Genomic DNA, 21,840 nt, shown 5'->3' with positions numbered 1-21,840 from the left:
ACCTCGCCGGCCTCCACCTGCGTGCCTCGATGATCTGGATCAACGACCTCCTCCTGAAGGCAACTGGCTGATCACAACATCACACAGCCCCTAGTTCAGCGGTCACATCGGCGCGGGCTCAGCCATCCCCGCACCCTGCCCGCCTGATGCACATGGTGCTATCTTCAATAGCACCATGTTGCTGCGTTTGGACAAGAGAGACATCCGCCCCCTGCACGAGCAGGTGGCAGGGGCCATCCGGCGTGCCATCGCCGAGGGCGAGTGCCGGCCGGGAGACCGCCTGCCGTCGGCACGCGACCTCTCCCAGGCACTGGACGTCAACGTCAACACCGTCCTCAGGGGGCTGCGCAGCCTCCGGGACGACGGACTGCTGGAGTTCCGCAGAGGCCGGGGCGTGACCGTGACGGAAGGTGCCGACGAGCGCTCCGGACTTCTGGACCAGGTGCACGCGCTGGTGACCGAGGCGGCGCGACTGGGCTACAGCAGGACCGATCTCATCGAGATGATCAGGGGGATACCGTGAACGACGGCACAAGGACCGAGCGCGGTGCGCGCTGGGGTGCCGGGGTGTGGGCAGTGGGTGCGGCCGGGTTGATCGCCGCCCTGCCCTGGGCCGCCCACGGGCGGCTGCCGGACCGCCTGGCCACCCACTGGGGGTCCGGGCAGGACACCCCGGACGGGTCCATGCCCCTCTGGGCGGCATCCCTCTTTCCGGCCCTGATCTGGCTGGCCCTGACCGCGATCGTGTTCGTGGCCCAGCGGCGGGCCGGAGACCCTGCGCGCAGGACGACGCGGGCGTGGACCGCCGCCGCGCTGCTGTCGGGGGGCATCCTCCTCGGCGGCGCGCAGGCGTCCGTCGTCCGCGCGAACCTGGATCACGCGGACTGGCACCAGGCCCGCCAGCCAACGGCGTGGATCGTCGTGACGCTCGCCGGGGCGGCCGTCGCCGCCGGAGTCGTCGGATGGCTGCTCAACTCGCGCGTGGCGGCCTCCGTCGCGCCCGCCACGCAGGAGCCCTCCGGGCCGGTTCTGGAGATCCCGCGCGGGCAGCGCCTGGTGTGGTTCTCCCGCGTCACCAATCCCTGGCTCCACCTGCTGGCGGCAGTGGCCGGCCTGGTGGCGGTGGCGGCCCTCGTCGCTCTGGTCAGCGGCCTCGCCACCGCCGGCCCGTTGTGGGCGCTGTTCGCTCCGTTCGCGTTCACGTCCCTGGCCTTGGCCGGCTGCGCCACCGTGCAGGCACGCGCATCGGAGCGCGGCCTGGAAGTGGCGTTCGGGCCGCTCGGCTGGCCCGCCCGGCGCTGGCCGGCCGAGGACATCGAGTCGGCCCGCGCCGAGAACCGCACCCCCGCACAGGTCGGAGGCTGGGGTTACCGGCTCAGTGGTCTCGGCACCACGGTCATGCTGCGGAGCGGAGAATGCCTCGTCATCCGGACCCGGGGAAAGGGCAGGGAATTCGCCGTCAGTATCGATGACGCGGAGCGTGGTGCGGCTCTTCTTAACGCAATATGACTCGGCGCGGCTGAATCTGGCCACGGCTTCGTGCTCGCCCTGGCAGTCGATCACCTCGTGGCCCATCGGCTCGCCCGAGGCCGGGGCAGCGGAAGCCGCCCGTTCCTCCGCACGACCACCGTGCTCCACGGCGCAGCGCACACCATCCCAAAGTCCACGAAGTGACGTCAGGGGGAGGGCGATCCGGTGACCCGCCTCGGTGGCCGCTCTTACCGTTCTCTAGGCTGACCGCCGAAAACAGGCCAGTCAACGGGGGAGACACCAGCATGGACACCGCACGCCGACGCCTTCGCTCCGGAACCGTTCTGCTCGGCGGCATGGGCCTGCTGGCCACCGCCCTGACCGCCTGCTCCTCCGCCCCGGACAAGCGCTGCGTCGACCGCGACAGCTACCGGCTGACCAAGGGCTACAAGATCGTCTCCGACAAGAACTGCAAGTCCACCAAGGCCTTCGTCGACGGCGCCTGGTACTACGGCGGCAAGAAGAAGGGCTCCTGGGTGAGCGGCGGCTCCTTCACCAAGCCGAGCAAGGGCTCCGGCTCGCATTCGAGCTCGGGCGGCTCGCACGGCGGCGTGCACCGTGGCGGCTTCGGCGGCGGCCACGGCAGCTCCGGCGGCTGACGAGGAAACGCCCCATGGAACGCCGTACGACCACCCCCCGCCCCGGCTGGCAGCAGACCGTCGAGGAGCAGGGGCTCGTCTACCCCCTGACCCGCCACCCCGACGGCTCGCTGCGCCCCTACTGGGACGAGAGTGCCTACTACGTCTTCACCCTGGACGAGGTCGAGGCGCTGGAGGAGACCGTCGAGGAACTGCACCGCATGTGCCTCGCGGCCGCCGAACACATCGTGGCCGAGGACCGCCTCGCCGACCTCGGCATCACCGACCCGCGGGTCGCCGAGGCCGTCACCGAGGCCTGGCGGCGCCGCGCCGAACTCCCCTCCCTCTACGGCCGCTTCGACCTGCGCTACGACGGCACCGGCCCGGCGAAGCTCCTGGAGTACAACGCCGACACCCCGACCTCCCTGGTCGAGGCCGCCTCCCCCCAGTGGTTCTGGATGGAGGAACGCTTCCCCGGCGCCGACCAGTGGAACTCACTGCACGAGCGCCTGGTCGACGCCTGGCGCGAGCAGGCCGCGCTGCTCCCGCCGGGCAGTCCGCTGCACTTCGCGCACTCCTCCGCCGACGAACTCGGCGAGGACCTGATGACGGTCGCCTACCTGAAGGAGACCGCCGAACAGGCCGGCCTCGCCACCGACTGGATCTCCATGGAGGAGATCGGCTGGGACACCCTCTCCGGCCGCTTCGTGGACAACGGGCTCCGTTTCATCCGCAGCATCTTCAAGCTCTATCCGTGGGAGTGGCTCACCACCGACGCCTTCGCAGGGCATGTCCTCGACACCCTGGACAACGGCGGCGGCACCGGCAGCACCCTGTGGATCGAACCCGCCTGGAAGATGCTCCTGAGCAACAAGGCCCTGCTGGCGATCCTCTGGGAGCTGTACCCCGGCCACCCGAACCTGCTGCCCGCCTACCTGGACGGCCCGCGCGAGCTGGCCGGGTCGACGGGCTATGTCGCCAAGCCGCTGCTGGGCCGCGAGGGCGCGGGCGTGACCGTGCACGAGCCCGGCGCCCCGGCCGTCACCCGGGACGAGCCCTGCTGCTACCAGCAGCTCGCCCCGCTGCCCGCCCTCGACGGCAACCACCTCGTCCTCGGCGCCTGGGTCGTCCGGGACGAGCCGGCCGGCCTCGGCCTGCGCGAGTCCTCGGGCCTGATCACCGACGAGTACGCCCGCTTCCTGCCGCACGTGATCCTTTAGCCGGCCAGCACCGCCCGCAGCTGTTCGAGCCCCCAGTCCAGGTCCTCCTTGCTGATCACCAACGGCGGCGCGATCCGGACCGTCGCACCGTGGGTGTCCTTCACCAGGACACCCCGGTCCATCAGCCGCTCGGACACCTGCCGGCCCGTCCCGACCCTCGGCGCGACGTCGACCCCGGCCCACAGCCCCCGCCCGCGGACCGCTGTGACCTTGCCGGTGCCGAGCAGGGCGCCCAGCTCCCGGTGCAGATGCTCGCCGAGCTCGGCGGACCGCGCCTGGTACTCGCCCGTCCGCAGCATCCTGATCACCTCCAGCGCCACCGCACACGCCAGGGGGTTCCCGCCGAACGTCGATCCGTGCTCACCCGGCCCGAACACTCCGAGCACCTCGGTGCTCGACACCACCGCCGACACCGGCACGATCCCGCCGCCCAGCGCCTTCCCCAGCACGTACATGTCCGGCGCGACCCCCTCGTGCTCGCACGCGAAGGTCCGCCCGGTCCGGCCCAGCCCCGACTGGACCTCGTCGGCGATGAACAGCACGTCCCGCTGCCGGGTCAGCTCCCGCACCGCTGGCAGATAGCCGGCCGGCGGGACGATCACCCCCGACTCGCCCTGGATCGGTTCGAGCAGCACCGCGACCGTGTTCTCGGTGAGCGCCTCCCGCATCGCGGTCAGGTCGCCGTACGGCACGATCTGGAAGCCCGGCGTGTACGGCCCGAAGTCCGCCCGCGCCTCGGCGTCGGTGGAGAAGCTGATGACCGTCGTCGTACGGCCGTGGAAGTTGCCGCTCGCGACCACGATCTTCGCCATCTCGGCGGGCACCCCCTTGATCCGGTACCCCCACTTCCGGGCGGTCTTCACCGCGGTCTCCACCGCCTCGACGCCGGTGTTCATCGGCAGCACCATCTGCATGCCGCACAGCGCGGCCAGCTCGGTGCAGAACGCGGCGAACCGGTCGTGGTGGAACGCCCGCGACGTCAGCGTCACCCGCTCCAGCTGTGCCCTGGCCGCCTCCACCAGCTGCGGGTGGCCGTGGCCGAAGTTCAGTGCCGAGTACCCGGCCAGCAGGTCGAGGTAGCGCCGCCCCTCGACATCCGTCATCCAGGCCCCCTCCGCGGTGGCCACGACCACCGGCAGCGGGTGGTAGTTGTGCGCACTGTGGGCGTCGGCGGCGGCGATGAGCGTCTCCGTAGCGTTCACGGGAACTCCAAAGGGCCAGAGAGTCGGATGCACCCCCTTCTTATCCTCGCTCGCATGGTGGACGCGGGACCTGCGCGATCCGGCGCGCCCGGTAGGCTGATCAGCGGGCCGTGACTGGCGCGCTAGGGATGGGACCGACCATCGGGGAGCGGCCCGAGCGGGAAAAGAGTGCCGTGCGCCTGGGCCGAACGTGAACGCTGTACGCACGCCGTCCGGAGGTCCCCATGCCAGAGCAGCCCCTGTCGACCGAGTCCACCGCCTTCCGCGCCGCCCTCGACGTGATCCGTGCCGTCGAGCCGCGGGTCGCGGACGCCATCGGCCAGGAGGTGACCGACCAGCGCGAGATGCTGAAGCTGATCGCCTCCGAGAACTACGCCTCCCCGGCCACCCTGCTGGCGATGGGCAACTGGTTCAGCGACAAGTACGCCGAGGGCACCATCGGCCGCCGCTTCTACGCCGGCTGCCGCAACGTCGACACGGTGGAGTCCCTGGCCGCCGAGCATGCCAAGGCGCTCTTCGGCGCCCGGCACGCCTACGTCCAGCCGCACTCCGGCATCGACGCCAACCTCGTCGCCTTCTGGGCCGTGCTCGCGGACCGCGTGGAGGTCCCGTTCCTGGAGAAGACCGGCGCCCGCCAGGTCAACGACCTCTCCGAGGCCGACTGGGCCGAGCTCCGCCAGGCCTTCGGCAACCAGCGCATGCTCGGCATGTCCCTGGACGCCGGCGGCCACCTCACCCACGGCTTCCGCCCGAACATCTCGGGCAAGATGTTCGATCAGCGCTCCTACGGCACCGACCCGGCCACGGGCCTGATCGACTACGAGGCGCTGCGCGCCCAGGCTCGCGAGTTCAAGCCGCTGATCATCGTCGCGGGCTACTCGGCGTACCCCCGTCTGGTGAACTTCCGGATCATGCGCGAGATCGCCGACGAGGTCGGCGCGACCCTGATGGTCGACATGGCCCACTTCGCCGGTCTGGTCGCCGGCAAGGTCCTGACCGGCGACTTCGACCCGGTCCCGCACGCCCAGATCGTCACCACGACCACCCACAAGTCCCTGCGCGGCCCGCGCGGCGGCATGGTCCTGTGCGACGACTCCCTGAAGGACCAGGTCGACCGCGGCTGCCCGATGGTGCTCGGCGGCCCGCTCCCGCACGTCATGGCCGCGAAGGCCGTCGCCCTCGCCGAGGCCCGTCAGCCCTCGTTCCAGGACTACGCCCAGCGCATCGTCGACAACTCGCGCGCCCTCGCCGAGGGCCTGATGAAGCGCGGCGCCACCCTGGTCACCGGCGGCACGGACAACCACCTGAACCTGATCGACGTGGCCACCTCCTACGGCCTCACCGGCCGCCAGGCCGAGGCGGCGCTGCTCGAGTCCGGCATCGTCACCAACCGCAACGCCATCCCGGCCGACCCGAACGGCGCCTGGTACACCTCCGGCATCCGCATCGGCACCCCCGCCCTGACCACCCGGGGCCTCGGCACCGCGGAGATGGACGAGGTCGCCGGCCTGATCGACCGCGTCCTCACCACCACCGAGCCGGGCACCACCAAGTCGGGAGCCCCGTCCAAGGCGGCCCACGTCCTGGACGAGAAGGTGTCCCAGGAAATCGCACAGAGGGCAACGGACCTGGTGGCGGCGTTCCCGCTCTACCCTGAAATCGACCTTGGCTAGAGATACCCAGGGGCGTGGGGAACTGCGCGAGCAACCACAAACGGCCCGCAGTTCCCCACGCACCGAACCCCCCGATCCCTCTGCGACAATAAAAAACATGGCTTCCGCTGACCAACCTCGCGTGCTCTCCGGCATCCAGCCCACCGCCGGCTCGTTCCACCTCGGCAACTACCTCGGCGCCGTCCGCCAGTGGGTGGCCCTGCAGGAGTCCCACGACGCCTTCTACATGGTCGTCGACCTGCACGCGATCACGGTCCCGCAGGACCCGAAGGACCTGCGCGCCAACACCCGCCTGGCCGCGGCTCAGCTGCTGGCCGCCGGTCTCGACCCCGACCGCTGCACCCTCTTCGTGCAGAGCCATGTGCCCGAGCACGCCCAGCTCGCCTGGATCATGAACTGCCTCACCGGCTTCGGCGAGGCCAGCCGGATGACCCAGTTCAAGGACAAGTCCGCCAAGCAGGGCGCCGAGCGTGCCTCCGTCGGCCTGTTCACGTACCCGATCCTGCAGGTCGCGGACATCCTGCTGTACCAGGCCAACGAGGTGCCGGTCGGCGAGGACCAGCGCCAGCACATCGAGCTGACCCGCGACCTCGCCGAGCGTTTCAACGGCCGGTTCGGCGACACGTTCGTGATCCCGTCGCCGTACATCCTCAAGGAGACGGCGAAGATCTACGACCTCCAGGACCCGTCGATCAAGATGAGCAAGTCGGCGTCCACGCCGAAGGGCCTGATCAACCTGCTCGACGAGCCGAAGGCGACGGCCAAGAAGGTCAAGAGCGCCGTCACCGACACCGACACCGTGATCCGCTACGACGCGGAGAGCAAGCCGGGCGTGTCGAACCTCCTCACCATCTACTCCACGCTCACCGGCAAGTCGATCGCCGAGCTGGAGCAGGACTACGAGGGCAAGATGTACGGCGCGCTCAAGACGGACCTCGCCGAGGTCATGGTCGAGTTCGTGACGCCGTTCCGGGAGCGCACCCAGCAGTATCTGGACGACTCCGAGACGCTCGACTCGATCCTCGCCAAGGGTGCGGAGAAGGCACGTGCCGTCGCCGCGGAGACGCTTGCGCAGGCGTACGACCGGGTGGGTTTCCTGTCGGCGAAGCACTGAGAAGCACGATCGGGCGCTGAGGCGCACGACCGTACACACGCCCGACCGGGCAGAGCGCTGCACATCACTTCCACTGCGCCTGCCCACAGGACATCCGTGGCCGTACAGTCGGTAGCCGACGGCCCGGACGAAGACGGCGGCGAAGACGGCGGCGAAGACCGCCGGACAACATCACGCGACGACAGGAGACGACGTGGGGACCGTAACGATCGGCGTGTCGATCGCGGTCCCGGAGCCTCACGGCAGCCTGCTCCAGGAGCTGCGCGCGGGCTTCGGCGACGCCGCGGCTCACGGCATCCCCACGCATGTCACCCTGCTGCCGCCGACCGAGGTGGAGGCGGCCGATCTGGGGGCGGTCGAGGCGCACCTCACGCAGGTCGCGGCGGCCGGCCGGCCGTTCCCGATGCGGCTGTGCGGGACCGGTACCTTCCGGCCCCTGTCGCCGGTCGTGTACGTGCGTGTCGCGCAGGGTGCCGAGGCCTGCGGCTGGCTGCAGCAGCGGGTGCGGGACGCCTCGGGTCCGATGGCGCGCGAGCTGCAGTTCCCGTACCACCCGCATGTCACGGTCGCGCACGGCATCGACGAGGCGTCCATGGACCGCGCCTTCACCGAACTGGCCGGCTTCGAGGCCGAGTGGCCGTGCACCGGGTTCGCCCTGTACGAGCAGGGCGCCGACGACGTGTGGCGCAAGCTGCGGGAGTACACGTTCGGCGGATCCGTGGTGCCCCCGCAGGCCCTCCGCGGTGTGGACCGTAGCGCAGTGTCGTAGGGCCGGCACGCACTCTCGCCGCACGAGAGCACGCACCGGACGCCGCTCCTTGACGGGCCAACATTGCCTGCCGGGGCACTAGATCGGCAGCCGTCGGAACAATGCCCGCGGTGTGTGCCGTAGAGCCGTCATCACCAGCCGGAGCGCGCCCGGCACCCACACCGTCTCCGAGCCGCGGCGCAGGCCCAGTTCGACGGCCGTGGCGACCGCCTCGGGGGTGGTGGCGAGCGGGGCCGCGGGCAGGTCCGCCGTCATACGGGTACGGACGAATCCGGGGCGTACGACCATGACGTGCACGCCGGTGCCGTAGAGCGCGTCGCCGAGGCCCTGGGCGAAGGCGTCGAGGCCGGCCTTGCTGGAGCCGTAGATGAAGTCGGCGCGGCGGGCCCGTTCGCCGGCGGCGGAGGAGAGGACCACCAGGGAGCCGTGGCCCTGGGTCTGGAGGGCGCGGGCCGCGACCAGGCTCGCCGACACGGCGCCGGTGTAGTTGGTCTGGGCGACCCGGACCGCGCGCAGAGGCTCACGCTCGTCGTGGGCCTGGTCGCCGAGGATGCCGAACGCGAGCAGCACCAGGTCGATGTGCCCCTCGGCGAAGACCTTGCCGAGGGCCGCCTCGTGGGACTCGGGGTCGAGGGCGTCGAAGGCGACGGTGCGGACGTCGGCGCCCAGGGCACGCAGATGCTCGGCGGCCCGGTCCAGGTCGGGCGAGGGCCGGCCGGCCAGCCAGACGGTGCGGGTGCGGCGGGCGATCAGCCGGCGGGCGGTGGCCAGCGCGATCTCGGACGTGCCGCCGAGGATGAGCAGGGACTGGGGCAGAGCGGTGGCGTCCTTCATGACAGCCGACCGTATCGCCCGTATATGTCCGTTCTGGTGAAGAAACGCGGTGTTGACGTCCACTCGGAGCGGGCACAGTCCGATCATGGACTGGCTGAAGAAGCTCCCGGGGATCGGGCCGATCGTCACCTGGCTGATGACCACGCACGCGTGGCAGGCGTACGAGCGGCTGGACCGGGTGAAGTGGACACGGCTGGCCGCCGCGATGACCTTCATCAGCTTCGTCGCGCTGTTCCCGCTGCTGACGCTGATCGCCGCGATCGCCGCCGCCACGCTCAGCCAGTCGCAGCAGAAGAACCTGCAGAACAAGATCGCCGACCAGGTCCCCGGCATCGCCGACCAGCTGGACATCAACTCCCTGGTGCAGAACGCCGGTACGATCGGAGTCATCGCCGGTGCCGTGCTGCTGTTCATCGGCATGGGCTGGGTCGGCCAGATGCGCGAGTGCCTGCGCGTGGTGTGGGAGCTGCCCGACAGAACAGGGAACCCGGTCCTGGCCAAGGTCAAGGACGCGGGCATCCTGGTCGGCCTCGGCGGAGCCCTCCTCGCCACGCTCGCCATCTCCACCGTCACCTCCGCGCTGGTGGGCTGGACCACCGACCACCTCGGCATCGAGCGGGCGGGCTGGGGCGCCGTCCTGCTGCGGATCGCCGCGTTCACCGTCGCCGTGCTCGCCGACTTCCTGCTCCTGCTCTACGTCCTGACCCTGCTGCCCGGCGTCGAACCGCCGCGCCGCCGCCTGTTGGAGGCCGCGCTCCTCGGCGCGGTCGGCTTCGAACTGCTGAAGGTGCTGCTCAGCGGCTACATCCAGGGAGTCGCCGCGAAGAGCATGTACGGCGCGTTCGGCGTCCCCGTGGCGCTGCTGCTGTGGATCAACTTCACCGCGAAACTCCTCCTGTTCTGCGCCGCCTGGACGGCGACGCAGAGCGAGGAGAGCGGCGTGGAGGACGTCAGGACCGCGTCCGACGGCGCATCAGGTCCGGCAGCGGCCAACGGCGGTTGACCAGGAACGCCCCGCCGCCGAGCAGCACCAGCAGCCCGCCGGCGACGGCCAGGGCGATCCCGACGCCGCTGGAGCCGCCCGCGGCGGTGGCGCTCGCCACCGGCTTCGAGCCGGACCCGCCGGTCGTCCCCGCCGCGCCGGCCGAGGCGGTGGCGCCGGGGCTCGGGGTGGACTGCGCGGCGCTCTTCGGCGGGACCAGCTCGCCCACCGGGCTGACCTTGCCGGCCGCCTTGAAGCCCCAGTCGAACAGCTTCGCCGTCTCCTTGTAGACCTCGTTGTGCTCGTGCTTCTCCGGGTTCATCGCCGTGACCAGCAGCACCCGGCCGTTCCGCTCGGCGACACCGGTGAAGGTGGCGCCCGCGTTGGTGGTGTTGCCGTTCTTCACCCCGGCGATGCCCTGGTAGACGGGCACGTCGGTGTCGCCGCTCAGCAGCCGGTTGGTGTTCTGGATCTCGCCGGACCCGAACTTCGCCCGCACCGTCGAGCAGTAGTCGCGGAAGTCCTTCTTCTGCAGCCCGGAGCGGGCGAACAGCGTCAGGTCGTACGCCGACGACAGCTGCCCCGGCTCGTCGTAGCCGTCCGGGCTGACCACGTGCGTGTCCATGGCCTGCAGCTCGTCGGCGTGGTCCTGCATGTCCCGGACGGTCTGCGCGACGCCGCCGTTCATCGCGGACAGCACGTGCACGGCGTCGTTGCCCGAGCGCAGGAAGACGCCGAGCCACAGATCGTGGACGGTGTAGGTGCGGCCCTCCTTTATCCCGACCACGCTGGAGCCGACGCCCATGCCGGCCAGGTCGTTCGGCACCACCTTGTGCTCGGTCGTCTTCGGGAACCTCGGCAGCACGGTGTCGGCGAACAGCATCTTCAGGGTGCTCGCCGGGGGCAGCCGCCAGTGCGCGTTGTGCGCGGCGAGGACATCGCCGGACTCGGCGTCGGAGATGATCCAGGAGCGGGCGGTGAGGTCCTTGGGGAGCACGGGCACGCCGGCGGCGAGGTTCACCTGCGTCCCGGGCAGCCCGAGCCGGGCTCCGCCGACCTGCGACATCTGCGCCGGGGGCTTGGCCGTCGGGCTCGTCGACGGGGTCGGGGCCGCGAGCGCGGCGGGCGCGGTGACGGGGAGGGACAGCAGCGTGGCGGTGGTGACCAGCAGGGATCGCCTGACGGTCTTCTTCGGTGCGGGCACGGCCCTGAACGTACCTGGCACGGGCCCCGAAGTCCCGCCGCGCACCCCACCCCGGACACGGAACCGGACATCGAACGGCGATACTGAGTCCATGAAGCTCAGCCGCCCGGTCTCCTGGTTCCTGCTCGCCTTCGGGGTGTGGAGCTGGATCATCTGGGTCACTTTCGTCAAGAACCTGGTCAAGGACGCCAGCGGTCTCGCCTTCGACGACGGTCACCCGACCGCGTACTTCTGGGTGCACCTGCTGCTGGCGGTCGTCTCCTTCGTATTGGGGACGGTCATCGGGGTCATCGGGTTGCGCGGACTGCGCGCACTGCGCCGGATGTCATAGCGGGGGACTCGGCAGCGTGGTCATCGTCTTCGTCCTTGTCGCGTTGGTCGTCCTGGCCGTCCTGGTGCTGGGGCACTGGTACGTGTGGCGCCGCCTGGTCCGCGACACGACCCGCGGCCCGGGCCTCGCCCGCCGCGCCGGCACGGCGGTCTTCGTCGCCGGCCCGCTCCTGATGATCACGGCCCTGGTCGCCGAACGCTCCGGTGCCCCCTTCTGGCTCCAGCGCACCCTGGCCTGGCCCGGCTTCCTGTGGATGGCGCTGGCGCTGTACCTGCTGCTGGCGGTGGTGGCGGGCGAGGCGGTACGGCCGCTGCTGAGACGCGTCCTGGAACGGCGGCACCCCGTGGCGCCAGTTCCCAGCCGACAGACTCGGGTGACGGCCGGGCATATGCCGGGGATTCAGGAGACGGAGCCCCCCGGTACGCCCACCGCAGCACCGGAACCGACCCGGGAACCCGCGGCACGGAACCCCACCCGCCGGCTGGTCGTCTCCCGCGTCATCGGCGGAGCCGCAGCCGCCGCTGCCGCAGGGACCGTCGGCTACGGCACCTACGGCGTCCTGCGCGGGCCCCGGGTGAAGCGGGTCACCGTCCCGCTCGCCAAACTGCCGCGCGCCGCACACGGCTTCCGGATCGCCGTCGTCAGCGACATCCACCTCGGCCCCGTCCTGGGCCGCGGCTTCGCGCAGCGGGTCGTCGACACCGTCAACGCCACCCGGCCCGATCTGATCGCGGTCGTCGGCGATCTGGTGGACGGCAGCGTCAAGGACCTCGGCCCGGCCGCCGCGCCCCTCGCCCAGCTCAGCGCCCGGCACGGGGCGTTCTTCGTCACCGGCAACCACGAGTACTTCTCCGGCGCCGAGCAGTGGGTCGCCGAGGTGCGCACACTCGGCCTGCACCCGCTGGAGAACGCCCGCACCGAGCTGCCGTACTTCGACCTGGCCGGCGTGAACGACCTCCAGGGCGAGAGCGAGGGCCAGGGCCCGGACTTCCGGAAGGCGCTCGGGGACCGGGACCCGGCACGCGCCTGCGTGCTCCTCGCGCATCAGCCGGTGCAGATCCACGAGGCCGTCCGGTACGACGTCGACCTCCAGCTCTCCGGCCACACCCACGGCGGCCAGCTCTGGCCCGGCAACCTCGTCGCTGCCGCGGCCAACCCGACCGTGGCCGGTCTCGACCGGTACGGCGACACCCAGCTGTACGTCAGCCGGGGTGCGGGCGCGTGGGGTCCGCCCACGCGTGTGGGGGCGCCGTCGGACGTGACAGTGATCGAGCTGGCCGCGACGCGTGCGTGACCAAAACTCCCCCCACCCCTGTGAAGGCGCTGTGAAGGTCCACGGGACAACGTCTCGGTAAGTTCTTCCACATCTGGTCAGAAAGCCCTTCCCCCAGGTGAAAGTCCTGTGATTAGGTGAGCCGCGCCGCTTAGGGGAGTGGCGAAATTGTGCTGGCCAGGGGTAGGGCCCTGGAGGGCCTGGGGAGGGCACCACCATGCGATCTGTTCGCATGCGCATTCTCGTGACGCTGCTCGTACTCGCCGTCGTGGGAATCGGCGGTTGGCAGTTGCTGCCGTCGCAATCGGACAAGAACAAGACGATCTCGGTCGGTACGACCGACGCCATCACCTCACTGGACCCAGCGGGCGCGTACGACGCCGGTTCCTGGGCCCTGTTCAGCAACGTCTTCCAGACGCTGCTGACCTTCGAGCCGGGTGGTGTCGAGCCGATCCCGGACGCCGCGAAGAGCTGCGACTTCGTGGGCAGCGGGCTGAAGACGTACCAGTGCCGGCTGCGCGACGACATCACCTTCCCGAGCGGGCGCAAGATGACCGCCGAGGACGTCCGGTACTCCTTCGAGCGGGTCAAGAAGATCGATGCCCCCGTCGGCCCGGCGTCGCTGTTCTCCACGCTCGGCTCGGTGACCGCCGACAGCGCGACGACGGTCACCTTCCATCTGTCGTCCCCGGACGCCACCTTCCCGCTGAAGGTCGCCACGGGCGCCGGTTCCATCGTCGACAAGGACAAGTACCCGGCCACCGCGCTGCGCAAGGACGACGGCGTCGACGGCACCGGCCCGTACACACTGACCTCGTACACGAAGGACAAGAAGGCCGACCTCGACCCGTACGGGAACTACCGGGGCTACCTGAGCGGTACCGGCCGCCCGATCGAGCTGCGCTACTACACCGACTCCGACCAGCTCAACAGCGCCTGGCAGGACAAGCAGATCGACGTCGCCACCCGGACGCTGCCGCCGAGCGTGCTGTCCCGGCTGAACCCGAGCGACCCGAACAACCGCGTCACGGAGTCCGACAGCGCCGAGACCCGCAACCTCTACCTCAACACCCGCGCGAACTCGCCGCTGCACGACGTGCGCGTGCGCCGCGCACTGGCCTGGCTGGTCAACCGCGAGAAGCTGGCCGCCAAGGTGTACGAGGGCACGGTCGACCCGCTGTACTCGCTGATCCCGACCGGCATCACCGGCCACACCACCTCCTTCTTCGACGACTACCCGACGCAGAGCACCCAGAAGGCGCGGGAGCTGCTCACCCAGGCCGGGGTGACCCTGCCGGTGCACTTCACGTTCGGCTACGGCAAGAACCGGGGTGCGGGCGAGGAGGAGGCCGCGGAGCTGAAGAAGCAGCTGGAGACGGGCGGCCTGTTCAAGGTGGACGTCCAGGGCTACGAGTGGACCGACTTCCAGAAGCGCTGGGCCGCCGGGAAGATGGACGCGTGGGCGGTCGGCTGGGTGGCCGACTATCCCGACCCGGACACCTTCGGCTCCCCGCTGGTCGCCACCGGCTCCACCATGGCCACCGGCTACAGCAACAAGGTCGTCGACCACCTCATCCTGGACAGCCAGCAGTACGCCGACCGCACACGGGCCGTGAACGACTTCCATGACATCCAGTCGGACGTGGCGACCGACGTGCCGCTGATCCCGCTGTGGCAGCGCAAGGAGTACGTGGTCAGCACCGAGGACGTCGGCGGCGGCCAGTACCTCACGGACGGCACGGGCGTCTTCCGCCTGTGGCGTCTGCAGTGGATCTGATCAGCCCGTCTCGTCGCGGCGCGCCCTGGCCCCCGGATCCGGCAGTGCCTTCGTCATCCCCGGCAGGAAGTCCGTGAACAGTTCGTGGACTTCGAGCACCAGGGGACGCAGCACCCGGAAGCGGGCCAGGGCGACCCCGCGTGCGGTCAGCCGTGCGCCCCGGCGTGCCAGCCGGTAGCTGCGCTCGCGTCCCTCGGTGCGGTCGAACACCCAGTACAGGACGAGGCCCATCTGGGAGAGCCACATCAGCTCCGGGAGCACGTCCCGGAGTTCGGGCGCGACCTTGGACTTGGAGCCGGCCAGCACCTCGCGGTGGACGCTGATGGCCTGCTCGCGGGCGTGCTCGCTCTCCGGCGAGAAGGGGCTGAGCGGGCTGTCGGGGTCGGCGGCGTTCTTGAAGAACTGCACCGCGAACTCGTGGTACGGCTTGGCGATGTCCAGCCATGCGGTCAGCACTCCCGCGAGCCGTGCCTCCAGGTCGGTCTCCCGGTCCAGGACCTCCCGGACCGCCACCTGGTGTTCGGCGGCGATCCGGTCGTAGAAGCCCTGGATCAGGTGCTCCTTGCCCGCGAAGTAGTAGTAGGCGTTGCCCACGGAGACCCCGGCCTCCGTGGCGATGGCCCGCATGGTCGTCTTGTCGTAGCCCCGCTCCTGGAACATCCGCATGGCGGTCTCCAGGATCAGGGCGCGGGTCTGCTCGGACTTGGTCGGGGAGCCGGCCTCGGGGCCGTCGTTCTTCGCGGGCACGGGAGGAGCCTAACCAGTCGGGCAGGTACCGTCTGAACAGGACGGCGGGTTGTAACTCCAGCCCGTGCCCGGGTGGTACGACCACCCGTCCGCACCCCGGTAGGACTGCCCGCCCCACTGCGCACCGCCCCACTGCGCACCGCCCCACTGCGCACCGCCCCACTGCGCACCGCCTCGCTGCGCGCCGCCCCACAGCGCACCCCGCCACTTTGCGGCCGCCAGCGCCGCGCCCCGGGCCAGCTTGGCCCCGGCCGGGGTGCTCAGCTTGTGGGCGAGCGGGCGGTGTTCGCGCAGGGCCCACAGGACGACGATCCAGGCCCGGGAGGCCTGGTAGACCTGGCCGGAGTCGCCGATCACGGTGATCTCGTCGAGGGTGGCGGCGTGGTCGAGCCCCGGGTAGCGCCTGCGGGCCTCGGCGGATCCGGCCGGCACCAGCTCCAGCGGCACCAGCTGCGGCTGCCGTACCAGCCAGTTGCGCAGGTGGGTGCAGAGGGCGCATTCGGCGTCGTACAGGACGGTGAGACGGCGGACCGGGACGCCCGTGGTGCCCCGGCCGTCCGTGGCGGTCATGGCCGTCACGCCCCGACCGTCGGCGGCATCCAGCCCTGCGGGTTCACCGGAGGCTGCTGCTCGCGCTCCATGATCCCGCGCCGCCGGATCTTGTTGAGCACGTACACGTTGCCCAGGTGCATCGCGCCGAGCACCAGCAGCACCACGCCGAGCTTGACCGACAGCACTTCGAAGATGGCCCGGGTGTCGCCGACGTCGCTGTTGTCGGTCAGGAACAGGGCCACGAAGCCGAGGTTGACGAGGTAGAAGCCGACCACCAGGAGGTGGTTGACGGCGTCGGCGAGCTTCTCGTTGCCGTGCAGCACGTCGGCGAGGAAGACCCGGCCGTTGTGGCTGAGCGTGCGGGCCACCCAGACGGTCAGCGAGATGCTGACGACCAGGTAGATGACATAGGCGATGACGATGCGGTCCATGCGCCCCACCCCTTCTTGAACGCGTTCAAAACGCTGACAGGCATGACTGTAGCCCTGCTTTTGAACATGTTCAACTCAATGGGTGGGAGTGCGGGGAGACCCTCGTCTCAGCTCCTGCGGCCCAGGGCTCGCCGCTTGCTGTAGTCGGTGAAGCCCAGGACGTTTCCCCAGGGATCGGCGATCTCGACGGTCCAGCCGGTGGCCACCGGGAACACCTCGTCCAGCGGCGGGATTCCGGCGGCGGCCAGCTCCCGCGCGGCGGCCCGCGCGTCCGGCACCTCCAGCCACAGGCGCGGCGAGGGCCAGAGCGGCGTCCGGTGCCCCAGCCCGTCCTCGACGCGCAGCAGAATCCCGGGGGTCTCGCCGCCGACCTTCAGCAGTGCGATCCCGGCCTCGTCGAACCGGAACCCGACGGCGAACCCGGCTCGCTCGTAGAACCCGACGGCCTCGCCGAGGTCCCCGACGGGCAGCAGTACGTTGTCGAACCCGAGCAGTTCGTACGACTCTTCGTCTGACATGTCGTCAGATTAGGCACTAAGCCCGACAAGATGCGAGGAGCCCCACCGAAGCGGATTCGGCGGGGCTCCTCCGGAAGGGTGGGGCGGGTCTACATGCTGCTCAGCGAGCGGGCGTAGTTGATCTGGCCCATGACGGCGGGGAAGGAGTCCGGGCCGTGTGCCGGGATCATCGTGGAGTGGTGCCGGCCCGCGCTGGTCACGGTGACCTGGATGTAGCCCGTGGTCTTCTTCTCCTTCATCAGGAGGAACAGCAGGCCGAGCAGGCAGAACAGGAAGAAGACGATGGCGAGCACGATGGCGTGCGTCGGCATCGTCTCCTCGGTGTGCGACATGTCGGTGGCGTTCCACACCGCGCCCCGCAACGGCAACTGCCCGGCCGGAGTGATGATCTGTCCGCCCGTCACCGTGATGTCCCCGATGGTCAGCAGCGGGGCGCCGCCCATCGGCGCGGGAGCGCCAGGAGCGCCCGGAACGGCCGGGGCAGCCGGCTGGTGCGGGAAGCCGTAGCCCTGCCCCGCGGGCGCGGGGTAGCCGTATCCGGGCGCGCCCTGCGGCTGGGCCGGGTAACCGTAGGCCGGCGTCCCCGGTGGCTGCGGGGGGATACCCGGGGGCTGGGCAGGCGGCGCCGGGGGGTTCCCGGCCGGGCCCCACTGCGGGTTCCCGCCGGTCTGCGGATTCGGCTGGGTCATGCTGTCTCGTCCCCCTGCTCGGCGCTGTGTGGATGGAAGGATCATCCTGTCAGTTCCCGGTCCGGGACAGGCAAAGGGCCCCACCCCCGGCGGAACCGGAGACGGGGCCCAACTCGCCCTGGGCGAGGGCGGATCAGAAGCGACGCGTGATCAGTGCCTTCTTCACCTCGGCGATCGCCTTCGTGACCTCGATACCGCGCGGGCAGGCGTCCGTGCAGTTGAAGGTCGTGCGGCAACGCCACACGCCGTCGCGGTCGTTGAGGATCTCCAGGCGCTGCTCGGCCGCCTCGTCACGGCTGTCGAAGATGAAGCGGTGGGCGTTCACGATCGCGGCCGGACCGAAGTACTGGCCGTCGTTCCAGAACACCGGGCAGGAGGACGTGCAGGCGGCGCAGAGGATGCACTTCGTCGTGTCGTCGAAGCGCTCACGGTCCTCGGCGGACTGCAGACGCTCACGCGTCGGCTCGTTGGTGTCCTTCGTGATCAGGAAGGGCATCACGTCCCGGTACGCCTGGAAGAACGGCTCCATGTCCACGACCAGGTCCTTCAGGACCGTGAGGCCCTTGATGGGCTCGACCGTGATCGGCTTCTCGGGGTTGATGTCCTTGATCAGCGTCTTGCACGCAAGGCGGTTCTTGCCGTTGATCCGCATCGCGTCCGAGCCGCAGATGCCGTGCGCGCAGGAACGGCGGAAGGTGAGGGTGCCGTCGACGTCCCACTTGATCTTGTGGAGACCGTCGAGGACACGCTCCTTCGGGTCGATTTCCAGCTGGAAGTCTTCCCACGTCGCCTCGGCCGAGACCTCCGGGTTGAAGCGGCGGACCCGGAAGGTGACGGTGATGTAGGGAGAGGCCGCGGCCTCCGCCTCCACCTTGTCCAGAACAGGAGTTGCCATCAGTACTTACGCTCCATCGGCTGGTAGCGGGTCTGGACGACCGGCTTGTAGTCGAGACGGACGGTTTCCGAGCCGTCGGCGCCGACCTCGCGGTACGCCATCGTGTGGCGCATGAAGTTGACGTCGTCGCGGTTCGGGTAGTCCTCGCGGTAGTGACCGCCGCGGGACTCCTTGCGGGCCAGCGCCGACACCGCCATGACCTCGGCCAGCTCGAGCAGGTTGCCCAGCTCGATGGCCTCCAGCAGGTCCGTGTTGAACCGCTTGCCCTTGTCCTGGATCGCCACGTTCTTGTAGCGCTCGCGCAGCTCGGCGATCTTCTCGACCGCGGTCTTGATCGTCTGCTCGGTGCGGAACACCATGACGTTGGCGTCCATGGTCTCCTGCAGCTCGCGACGGATCTGGGCGACCCGCTCGTTGCCGGTGGAGTTGCGCAGCTGCTCGATCTGCTCGACGACGAGGGCCTCCGGGTTCTCCGGCAGCTCGACGAAGTCGGCCGTGTGGGAGTACTCGGCGGCGGCGATGCCCGCGCGGCGGCCGAACACGTTGATGTCCAGCAGCGAGTTGGTGCCGAGGCGGTTGGCACCGTGCACGGACACGCAGGCGACCTCGCCGGCCGCGTACAGACCCGGGACGACGGTGGTGTTGTCCGACAGGACCTCACCCTCGACGTTGGTCGGGATGCCGCCCATCGCGTAGTGCGCGGTCGGCTGGATCGGGATCGGGTCCGTGTAGGGCTCGATGCCGAGGTAGGTGCGCGCGAACTCCGTGATGTCCGGGAGCTTGGCGTCCAGCTGCTCCGGCGGGAGGTGCGTGAGGTCGAGGTAGACGTGGTCGCCCTCGGGACCGCAGCCGCGGCCCTCGCGGATCTCCGTGTAGATGGAGCGCGAGACGACGTCACGGGACGCGAGGTCCTTCATGACCGGCGCGTACTTCTCCATGAAGCGCTCGCCGTCCTTGTTGCGGAGGATGCCGCCCTCACCACGGGCGCCCTCCGTCAGCAGGATGCCCATGCGCCAGATGCCGGTCGGGTGGAACTGGAAGAACTCCATGTCCTCCAGCGGCAGACCGCGGCGGTAGACGGCGGCCTGGCCGTCACCGGTCAGCGTGTGGGCGTTCGACGTCACCTTGAAGAACTTGCCGGTGCCGCCGGAGGCGTAGATGACCGCCTTCGCCTGGAAGATGTGGATCTCGCCGGTGGCCAGCTCGTACGCCACCACACCGGCCGACCTCTTGACGCCGTCGACCTCGGTGATCAGCTGGTCCAGGACGTAGAACTCGTTGAAGAACTCCACGCCCTCCTTGACGCAGTTCTGGTACAGCGTCTGGAGGATCATGTGGCCGGTGCGGTCCGCGGCGTAGCAGGACCGGCGGACCGGGGCCTCGCCGTGGTTGCGGGAGTGACCGCCGAACCGGCGCTGGTCGATCGTCCCGTTGGGCGTCCGGTTGAACGGCAGGCCCATCTTCTCCAGGTCGAGGACGGCGTCGATGGCCTCCTTCGCCAGGATCTCGGCGGCGTCCTGGTCGACCAGGTAGTCACCGCCCTTGACCGTGTCGAAGGTGTGCCACTCCCAGTTGTCCTCTTCCACGTTGGCCAGCGCGGCGGCCATGCCGCCCTGCGCGGCGCCCGTGTGGGAGCGGGTGGGGTAGAGCTTGGTCAGGACCGCGGTGCGGCTGCGCTTCGTCGACTCGATGGCGGCGCGCATGCCCGCGCCGCCGGCGCCGACGATGACGGTGTCGTACTTGTGGATCTTCATGATTCTCGCAGCCCCGTGCCTAGCGGATGTTCGGGTCGAAGGTGAAGATCACCAGCGTGCCCAGCAGGATGGTGAACACCGTGGCGGTGTAGAGCAGGCCCTTGAGCCACAGCCGGGTGTTCGCGCGCTCCGCGTAGTCGTTGATGACCGTGCGCAGGCCGTTGGCGCCGTGCAGCATGGCGAGCCAGAGCATCAGCAGATCCCAGACCTGCCAGAACGGGGACGCCCAGCGGCCGGCCACGAAGGCGAAGCCGATCTTGGAGACGCCGCCGTCCAGCACGAGCTGGATCAGCAGGTGGCCGAGGACGAGGACGACCAGCACGACGCCGGACAGGCGCATGAACAGCCAGGCCGCCATCTCGAAGTTGCCCCGCGTGGACTTCGGGGTCTTCTTGGTCCGCTTGCGCGGCGCCTCGATGAGCGGGGCCGGGTTCTCGACGCTGTAGACGGGGGCACCCTCGACGGGGCCGACGCCGGACGCGGTGGTTTCAGTCGTGGACATGGGCCTCAGCTCCCGAACAGAACACGAGCGGCGTGGCCGAGGACGGGGTAGATCGCACCGATCATCAGGACGACCCAGACACCGACGACGGTCCAGAGCATCTGCTTCTGGTAGCGCGGGCCCTTCGACCAGAAGTCGACGGCGATGACGCGCAGACCGTTGAGCGCGTGGAAGAGGATGGCGGCGACGAGGCCGTACTCCAGCAGCGCGACGATCGGAGTCTTGTACGTGGCTACGACCTTGTCGTAGTCCTCGGGGGAGACACGGACGAGTGCGGTGTCCAGCACGTGAACGAACAGGAAGAAGAAGATGAGGACGCCGGTGACTCGATGAGCCACCCAGGACCACATTCCTTCCCGGCCGCGGTACAGCGTTCCAGCCGGCACGGAAGAACCCTCCGGGAGCGGGGACTAGGGCCGCGCCGGCTTCGGTGTCGGTCGGGCCCGGCCGGGTACGGTCCACCGGCCCTCAGCATCGTATCCATGCGGTGCGCCGCCGCTTACGGGGGGCCTACCTGTGTGATCAAACTGGCATCGGATGGGCTATTGCCCTGCGGCTACTGGGGTGGCCTGTCCGGCTATTTGCCGGGTGCGGGGGCGTTGTGGCTGGTCGTACAGTTCCCCGCGGCCCTCAGGCGAGTTGCCAGCCTGCTGCTTGCGAGGCGCCGGAGTTCCTCGGCTGCCACCACCCGTTCTTCCTCCGGATCGTTCGTCAATCGTGATCGGATGCCTTCGAGGATGCGGTCGAGCGCCTCCTCGCGAGGACAATCACCCAGATAGATGACGAAAACGTGTCCGAATCGGGCCTCATAGGCCGCGTGGGCCGCGCTCAGAGCCGTGTGGGCGGCGGAGTATGTGTCCTCCGGCAGCTCGGGCAGCGACTCGCTCGCCAGCGCCTCGGTCAGATCCCCCGGCGACAGGTCGTACGCCGCCTCGTCCGCCGCCGCCAGGAGGGAGTCCAGGTCGGGGTAGGGGCGGTGCTCGGTCAGGCGGCGGGACCAGTGCAGGCTGCGCAGGCAGTGCAGGAGCAGGGCGCGAGCCTCGTCGGCGGGTGCGACGTTGAAGGCGTCCAGCGGTTTGGGGAGGTACGGGAGACGGTGCGCAGGCAGCGTGGGTCCTCGTGTCACATGCGGTGTGGCAGGGGATGCCATGAAAGGTGTGTCATCACGTTATCGAGAGTGGTCACTCTGTGTACGACGGATGCCCGAATTTCACTCGAACGGGAGAGTTTCGGAACGTCTCGGTGACGGACGAACCCTCGATCGG

General features: G+C 69.8%; 24 protein-coding genes and 1 riboswitch. Of the genes, 11 read left to right on the top strand and 13 right to left on the bottom strand.

Annotated features, from left to right (window positions below):
- The first annotated feature begins 175 nt into the window (after nucleotides 1-175).
- From ACIRVH_RS44755 to ACIRVH_RS44740, 4 genes are all read left to right on the top strand, one after another.
- A complete protein-coding gene (locus ACIRVH_RS44755) occupies nucleotides 176-523 on the top strand; it encodes a GntR family transcriptional regulator (protein ID WP_403966315.1) in 348 nt (115 codons plus the stop codon).
- Complete coding sequence (locus ACIRVH_RS44750) at nucleotides 520-1,509, top strand: DUF1648 domain-containing protein (protein WP_403966312.1); 990 nt, start codon at nucleotides 520-522, stop codon at nucleotides 1,507-1,509. Before ACIRVH_RS44755 ends, ACIRVH_RS44750 begins: the two co-directional genes overlap by 4 nt.
- A gap of 266 nt (nucleotides 1,510-1,775) precedes the next feature.
- On the top strand, nucleotides 1,776-2,129 hold the full coding sequence (locus ACIRVH_RS44745; protein WP_403966309.1) for a hypothetical protein: 354 nt from the start codon (nucleotides 1,776-1,778) through the stop codon (nucleotides 2,127-2,129).
- A 14-nt stretch (nucleotides 2,130-2,143) separates the two neighbouring features.
- Nucleotides 2,144-3,328, top strand: coding sequence for a glutathionylspermidine synthase family protein (locus tag ACIRVH_RS44740; protein WP_403966306.1), 1,185 nt, complete (start codon nucleotides 2,144-2,146; stop codon nucleotides 3,326-3,328).
- Here the strand turns inward: ACIRVH_RS44740 and rocD are convergent.
- Nucleotides 3,325-4,530, bottom strand: a complete 1,206-nt coding sequence (gene rocD / locus ACIRVH_RS44735; protein WP_403966303.1) for an ornithine--oxo-acid transaminase — start codon at nucleotides 4,528-4,530, stop codon at nucleotides 3,325-3,327. The two genes, ACIRVH_RS44740 and rocD, sit on opposite strands and share 4 nt — an antisense overlap.
- A 100-nt stretch (nucleotides 4,531-4,630) precedes the next feature.
- Nucleotides 4,631-4,722: riboswitch (ZMP/ZTP riboswitch) on the top strand.
- 32 nt (nucleotides 4,723-4,754) lie between these two features.
- On the opposite strand from rocD, the gene ACIRVH_RS44730 reads away from it, so the two are divergent.
- The 3 genes from ACIRVH_RS44730 to ACIRVH_RS44720 all read left to right on the top strand — a co-directional run bounded on the left by ACIRVH_RS44730 (nucleotide 4,755) and on the right by ACIRVH_RS44720 (nucleotide 8,086).
- On the top strand, nucleotides 4,755-6,203 hold the full coding sequence (locus tag ACIRVH_RS44730) for a glycine hydroxymethyltransferase (RefSeq protein ID WP_403966301.1): 1,449 nt from the start codon (nucleotides 4,755-4,757) through the stop codon (nucleotides 6,201-6,203).
- 97 nt (nucleotides 6,204-6,300) lie between these two features.
- Nucleotides 6,301-7,317 carry a tryptophan--tRNA ligase gene (gene trpS, locus ACIRVH_RS44725; protein ID WP_403966298.1) on the top strand — a complete coding sequence of 339 codons (1,017 nt, stop codon included), beginning with the start codon at nucleotides 6,301-6,303 and terminating at the stop codon, nucleotides 7,315-7,317.
- Nucleotides 7,318-7,510: 193 nt separating this feature from the next.
- The gene (locus ACIRVH_RS44720) at nucleotides 7,511-8,086 is read left to right on the top strand and encodes a 2'-5' RNA ligase family protein (RefSeq protein WP_403966295.1); all 576 of its coding nucleotides are present in this window, start codon (nucleotides 7,511-7,513) and stop codon (nucleotides 8,084-8,086) included.
- A 78-nt stretch (nucleotides 8,087-8,164) separates the two neighbouring features.
- Here the strand turns inward: ACIRVH_RS44720 and ACIRVH_RS44715 are convergent, their stop codons facing one another.
- Nucleotides 8,165-8,920 (bottom strand): decaprenylphospho-beta-D-erythro-pentofuranosid-2-ulose 2-reductase, encoded by a 756-nt coding sequence (locus tag ACIRVH_RS44715; protein ID WP_403966292.1) that lies wholly within the window; start codon nucleotides 8,918-8,920, stop codon nucleotides 8,165-8,167.
- Between the two features lie 85 nt (nucleotides 8,921-9,005).
- Here ACIRVH_RS44715 and ACIRVH_RS44710 point away from each other — a divergent pair, with 85 nt between their 5' ends.
- Complete coding sequence (locus tag ACIRVH_RS44710) at nucleotides 9,006-9,923, top strand: YihY/virulence factor BrkB family protein (RefSeq protein ID WP_403966289.1); 918 nt, start codon at nucleotides 9,006-9,008, stop codon at nucleotides 9,921-9,923.
- Here the strand turns inward: ACIRVH_RS44710 and ACIRVH_RS44705 are convergent.
- A complete protein-coding gene (locus ACIRVH_RS44705) occupies nucleotides 9,871-11,106 on the bottom strand; it encodes a D-alanyl-D-alanine carboxypeptidase family protein (RefSeq protein WP_403966286.1) in 1,236 nt (411 codons plus the stop codon). The genes ACIRVH_RS44710 and ACIRVH_RS44705 overlap by 53 nt on opposite strands.
- Before the next feature lie 91 nt (nucleotides 11,107-11,197).
- Between ACIRVH_RS44705 and ACIRVH_RS44700 the strand changes: the two genes are divergently transcribed.
- The 3 genes from ACIRVH_RS44700 to ACIRVH_RS44690 all read left to right on the top strand — a co-directional run bounded on the left by ACIRVH_RS44700 (nucleotide 11,198) and on the right by ACIRVH_RS44690 (nucleotide 14,487).
- On the top strand, nucleotides 11,198-11,437 hold the full coding sequence (locus ACIRVH_RS44700) for an SCO4848 family membrane protein (protein ID WP_403966283.1): 240 nt from the start codon (nucleotides 11,198-11,200) through the stop codon (nucleotides 11,435-11,437).
- A 16-nt stretch (nucleotides 11,438-11,453) separates the two neighbouring features.
- Nucleotides 11,454-12,731: a metallophosphoesterase gene (locus ACIRVH_RS44695; protein WP_403966280.1), complete on the top strand. Its 1,278-nt coding sequence runs from the start codon at nucleotides 11,454-11,456 to the stop codon at nucleotides 12,729-12,731.
- A gap of 211 nt (nucleotides 12,732-12,942) precedes the next feature.
- A complete protein-coding gene (locus ACIRVH_RS44690; protein ID WP_403966277.1) occupies nucleotides 12,943-14,487 on the top strand; it encodes an ABC transporter substrate-binding protein in 1,545 nt (514 codons plus the stop codon).
- Here ACIRVH_RS44690 and ACIRVH_RS44685 read toward each other — a convergent pair whose 3' ends face one another.
- The 10 genes from ACIRVH_RS44685 to ACIRVH_RS44640 all read right to left on the bottom strand — a co-directional run bounded on the left by ACIRVH_RS44685 (nucleotide 14,488) and on the right by ACIRVH_RS44640 (nucleotide 21,725).
- Nucleotides 14,488-15,234, bottom strand: a complete 747-nt coding sequence (locus tag ACIRVH_RS44685) for a TetR/AcrR family transcriptional regulator (RefSeq protein WP_403966274.1) — start codon at nucleotides 15,232-15,234, stop codon at nucleotides 14,488-14,490.
- A 9-nt stretch (nucleotides 15,235-15,243) separates the two neighbouring features.
- Nucleotides 15,244-15,804: a thiol-disulfide oxidoreductase DCC family protein gene (locus tag ACIRVH_RS44680; RefSeq protein ID WP_403966330.1), complete on the bottom strand. Its 561-nt coding sequence runs from the start codon at nucleotides 15,802-15,804 to the stop codon at nucleotides 15,244-15,246.
- A gap of 5 nt (nucleotides 15,805-15,809) precedes the next feature.
- The gene (locus ACIRVH_RS44675) at nucleotides 15,810-16,217 is read right to left on the bottom strand and encodes a hypothetical protein (protein ID WP_403966271.1); all 408 of its coding nucleotides are present in this window, start codon (nucleotides 16,215-16,217) and stop codon (nucleotides 15,810-15,812) included.
- Between the two features lie 107 nt (nucleotides 16,218-16,324).
- A complete protein-coding gene (locus ACIRVH_RS44670; protein WP_403966268.1) occupies nucleotides 16,325-16,735 on the bottom strand; it encodes a VOC family protein in 411 nt (136 codons plus the stop codon).
- 89 nt (nucleotides 16,736-16,824) lie between these two features.
- Nucleotides 16,825-17,424 (bottom strand): hypothetical protein, encoded by a 600-nt coding sequence (locus ACIRVH_RS44665; protein ID WP_403966265.1) that lies wholly within the window; start codon nucleotides 17,422-17,424, stop codon nucleotides 16,825-16,827.
- A 133-nt stretch (nucleotides 17,425-17,557) separates the two neighbouring features.
- Nucleotides 17,558-18,319 (bottom strand): succinate dehydrogenase iron-sulfur subunit, encoded by a 762-nt coding sequence (locus ACIRVH_RS44660; RefSeq protein WP_393467902.1) that lies wholly within the window; start codon nucleotides 18,317-18,319, stop codon nucleotides 17,558-17,560.
- Nucleotides 18,319-20,073 (bottom strand): succinate dehydrogenase flavoprotein subunit, encoded by a 1,755-nt coding sequence (gene sdhA / locus ACIRVH_RS44655; RefSeq protein ID WP_403966260.1) that lies wholly within the window; start codon nucleotides 20,071-20,073, stop codon nucleotides 18,319-18,321. The genes ACIRVH_RS44660 and sdhA overlap by 1 nt, the downstream gene beginning before the upstream one ends.
- Before the next feature lie 19 nt (nucleotides 20,074-20,092).
- Nucleotides 20,093-20,575 (bottom strand): succinate dehydrogenase hydrophobic membrane anchor subunit, encoded by a 483-nt coding sequence (locus ACIRVH_RS44650; RefSeq protein WP_403966257.1) that lies wholly within the window; start codon nucleotides 20,573-20,575, stop codon nucleotides 20,093-20,095.
- Between the two features lie 5 nt (nucleotides 20,576-20,580).
- The gene (gene sdhC / locus ACIRVH_RS44645; protein ID WP_361120915.1) at nucleotides 20,581-20,961 is read right to left on the bottom strand and encodes a succinate dehydrogenase, cytochrome b556 subunit; all 381 of its coding nucleotides are present in this window, start codon (nucleotides 20,959-20,961) and stop codon (nucleotides 20,581-20,583) included.
- A 191-nt stretch (nucleotides 20,962-21,152) separates the two neighbouring features.
- Nucleotides 21,153-21,725 (bottom strand): 2-oxo-4-hydroxy-4-carboxy-5-ureidoimidazoline decarboxylase, encoded by a 573-nt coding sequence (locus ACIRVH_RS44640; protein ID WP_403966254.1) that lies wholly within the window; start codon nucleotides 21,723-21,725, stop codon nucleotides 21,153-21,155.
- Nucleotides 21,726-21,840 lie beyond the last annotated feature (115 nt).

The organism is Streptomyces sp. NPDC101165 (assembly GCF_044768135.1).
In the GTDB taxonomy this organism is placed as follows: Bacteria; Actinomycetota; Actinomycetes; order Streptomycetales; family Streptomycetaceae; genus Streptomyces.
This window is presented reverse-complemented; position numbering and strand designations above follow the sequence as displayed.

Excerpts from the sequence above, each read along its gene's own strand:
- ACIRVH_RS44755 (WP_403966315.1), top strand. The coding sequence starts at position 176 with ATGTTGCTGCGTTTGGACAAGAGAGACATCCGCCCCCTGCACGAGCAG.
- ACIRVH_RS44745 (WP_403966309.1), top strand. The coding sequence starts at position 1,776 with ATGGACACCGCACGCCGACGCCTTCGCTCCGGAACCGTTCTGCTCGGC.
- ACIRVH_RS44740 (WP_403966306.1), top strand. The coding sequence starts at position 2,144 with ATGGAACGCCGTACGACCACCCCCCGCCCCGGCTGGCAGCAGACCGTC.
- ACIRVH_RS44730 (WP_403966301.1), top strand. The coding sequence starts at position 4,755 with ATGCCAGAGCAGCCCCTGTCGACCGAGTCCACCGCCTTCCGCGCCGCC.
- trpS (WP_403966298.1), top strand. The coding sequence starts at position 6,301 with ATGGCTTCCGCTGACCAACCTCGCGTGCTCTCCGGCATCCAGCCCACC.
- ACIRVH_RS44715 (WP_403966292.1), bottom strand. The coding sequence starts at position 8,920 with ATGAAGGACGCCACCGCTCTGCCCCAGTCCCTGCTCATCCTCGGCGGC.
- ACIRVH_RS44710 (WP_403966289.1), top strand. The coding sequence starts at position 9,006 with ATGGACTGGCTGAAGAAGCTCCCGGGGATCGGGCCGATCGTCACCTGG.
- ACIRVH_RS44700 (WP_403966283.1), top strand. The coding sequence starts at position 11,198 with ATGAAGCTCAGCCGCCCGGTCTCCTGGTTCCTGCTCGCCTTCGGGGTG.
- ACIRVH_RS44690 (WP_403966277.1), top strand. The coding sequence starts at position 12,943 with ATGCGCATTCTCGTGACGCTGCTCGTACTCGCCGTCGTGGGAATCGGC.
- ACIRVH_RS44680 (WP_403966330.1), bottom strand. The coding sequence starts at position 15,804 with ATGACCGCCACGGACGGCCGGGGCACCACGGGCGTCCCGGTCCGCCGT.
- ACIRVH_RS44675 (WP_403966271.1), bottom strand. The coding sequence starts at position 16,217 with ATGGACCGCATCGTCATCGCCTATGTCATCTACCTGGTCGTCAGCATC.
- ACIRVH_RS44670 (WP_403966268.1), bottom strand. The coding sequence starts at position 16,735 with ATGTCAGACGAAGAGTCGTACGAACTGCTCGGGTTCGACAACGTACTG.
- ACIRVH_RS44665 (WP_403966265.1), bottom strand. The coding sequence starts at position 17,424 with ATGACCCAGCCGAATCCGCAGACCGGCGGGAACCCGCAGTGGGGCCCG.
- ACIRVH_RS44660 (WP_393467902.1), bottom strand. The coding sequence starts at position 18,319 with ATGGCAACTCCTGTTCTGGACAAGGTGGAGGCGGAGGCCGCGGCCTCT.
- sdhA (WP_403966260.1), bottom strand. The coding sequence starts at position 20,073 with ATGAAGATCCACAAGTACGACACCGTCATCGTCGGCGCCGGCGGCGCG.
- ACIRVH_RS44650 (WP_403966257.1), bottom strand. The coding sequence starts at position 20,575 with ATGTCCACGACTGAAACCACCGCGTCCGGCGTCGGCCCCGTCGAGGGT.
- ACIRVH_RS44640 (WP_403966254.1), bottom strand. The coding sequence starts at position 21,725 with ATGGCATCCCCTGCCACACCGCATGTGACACGAGGACCCACGCTGCCT.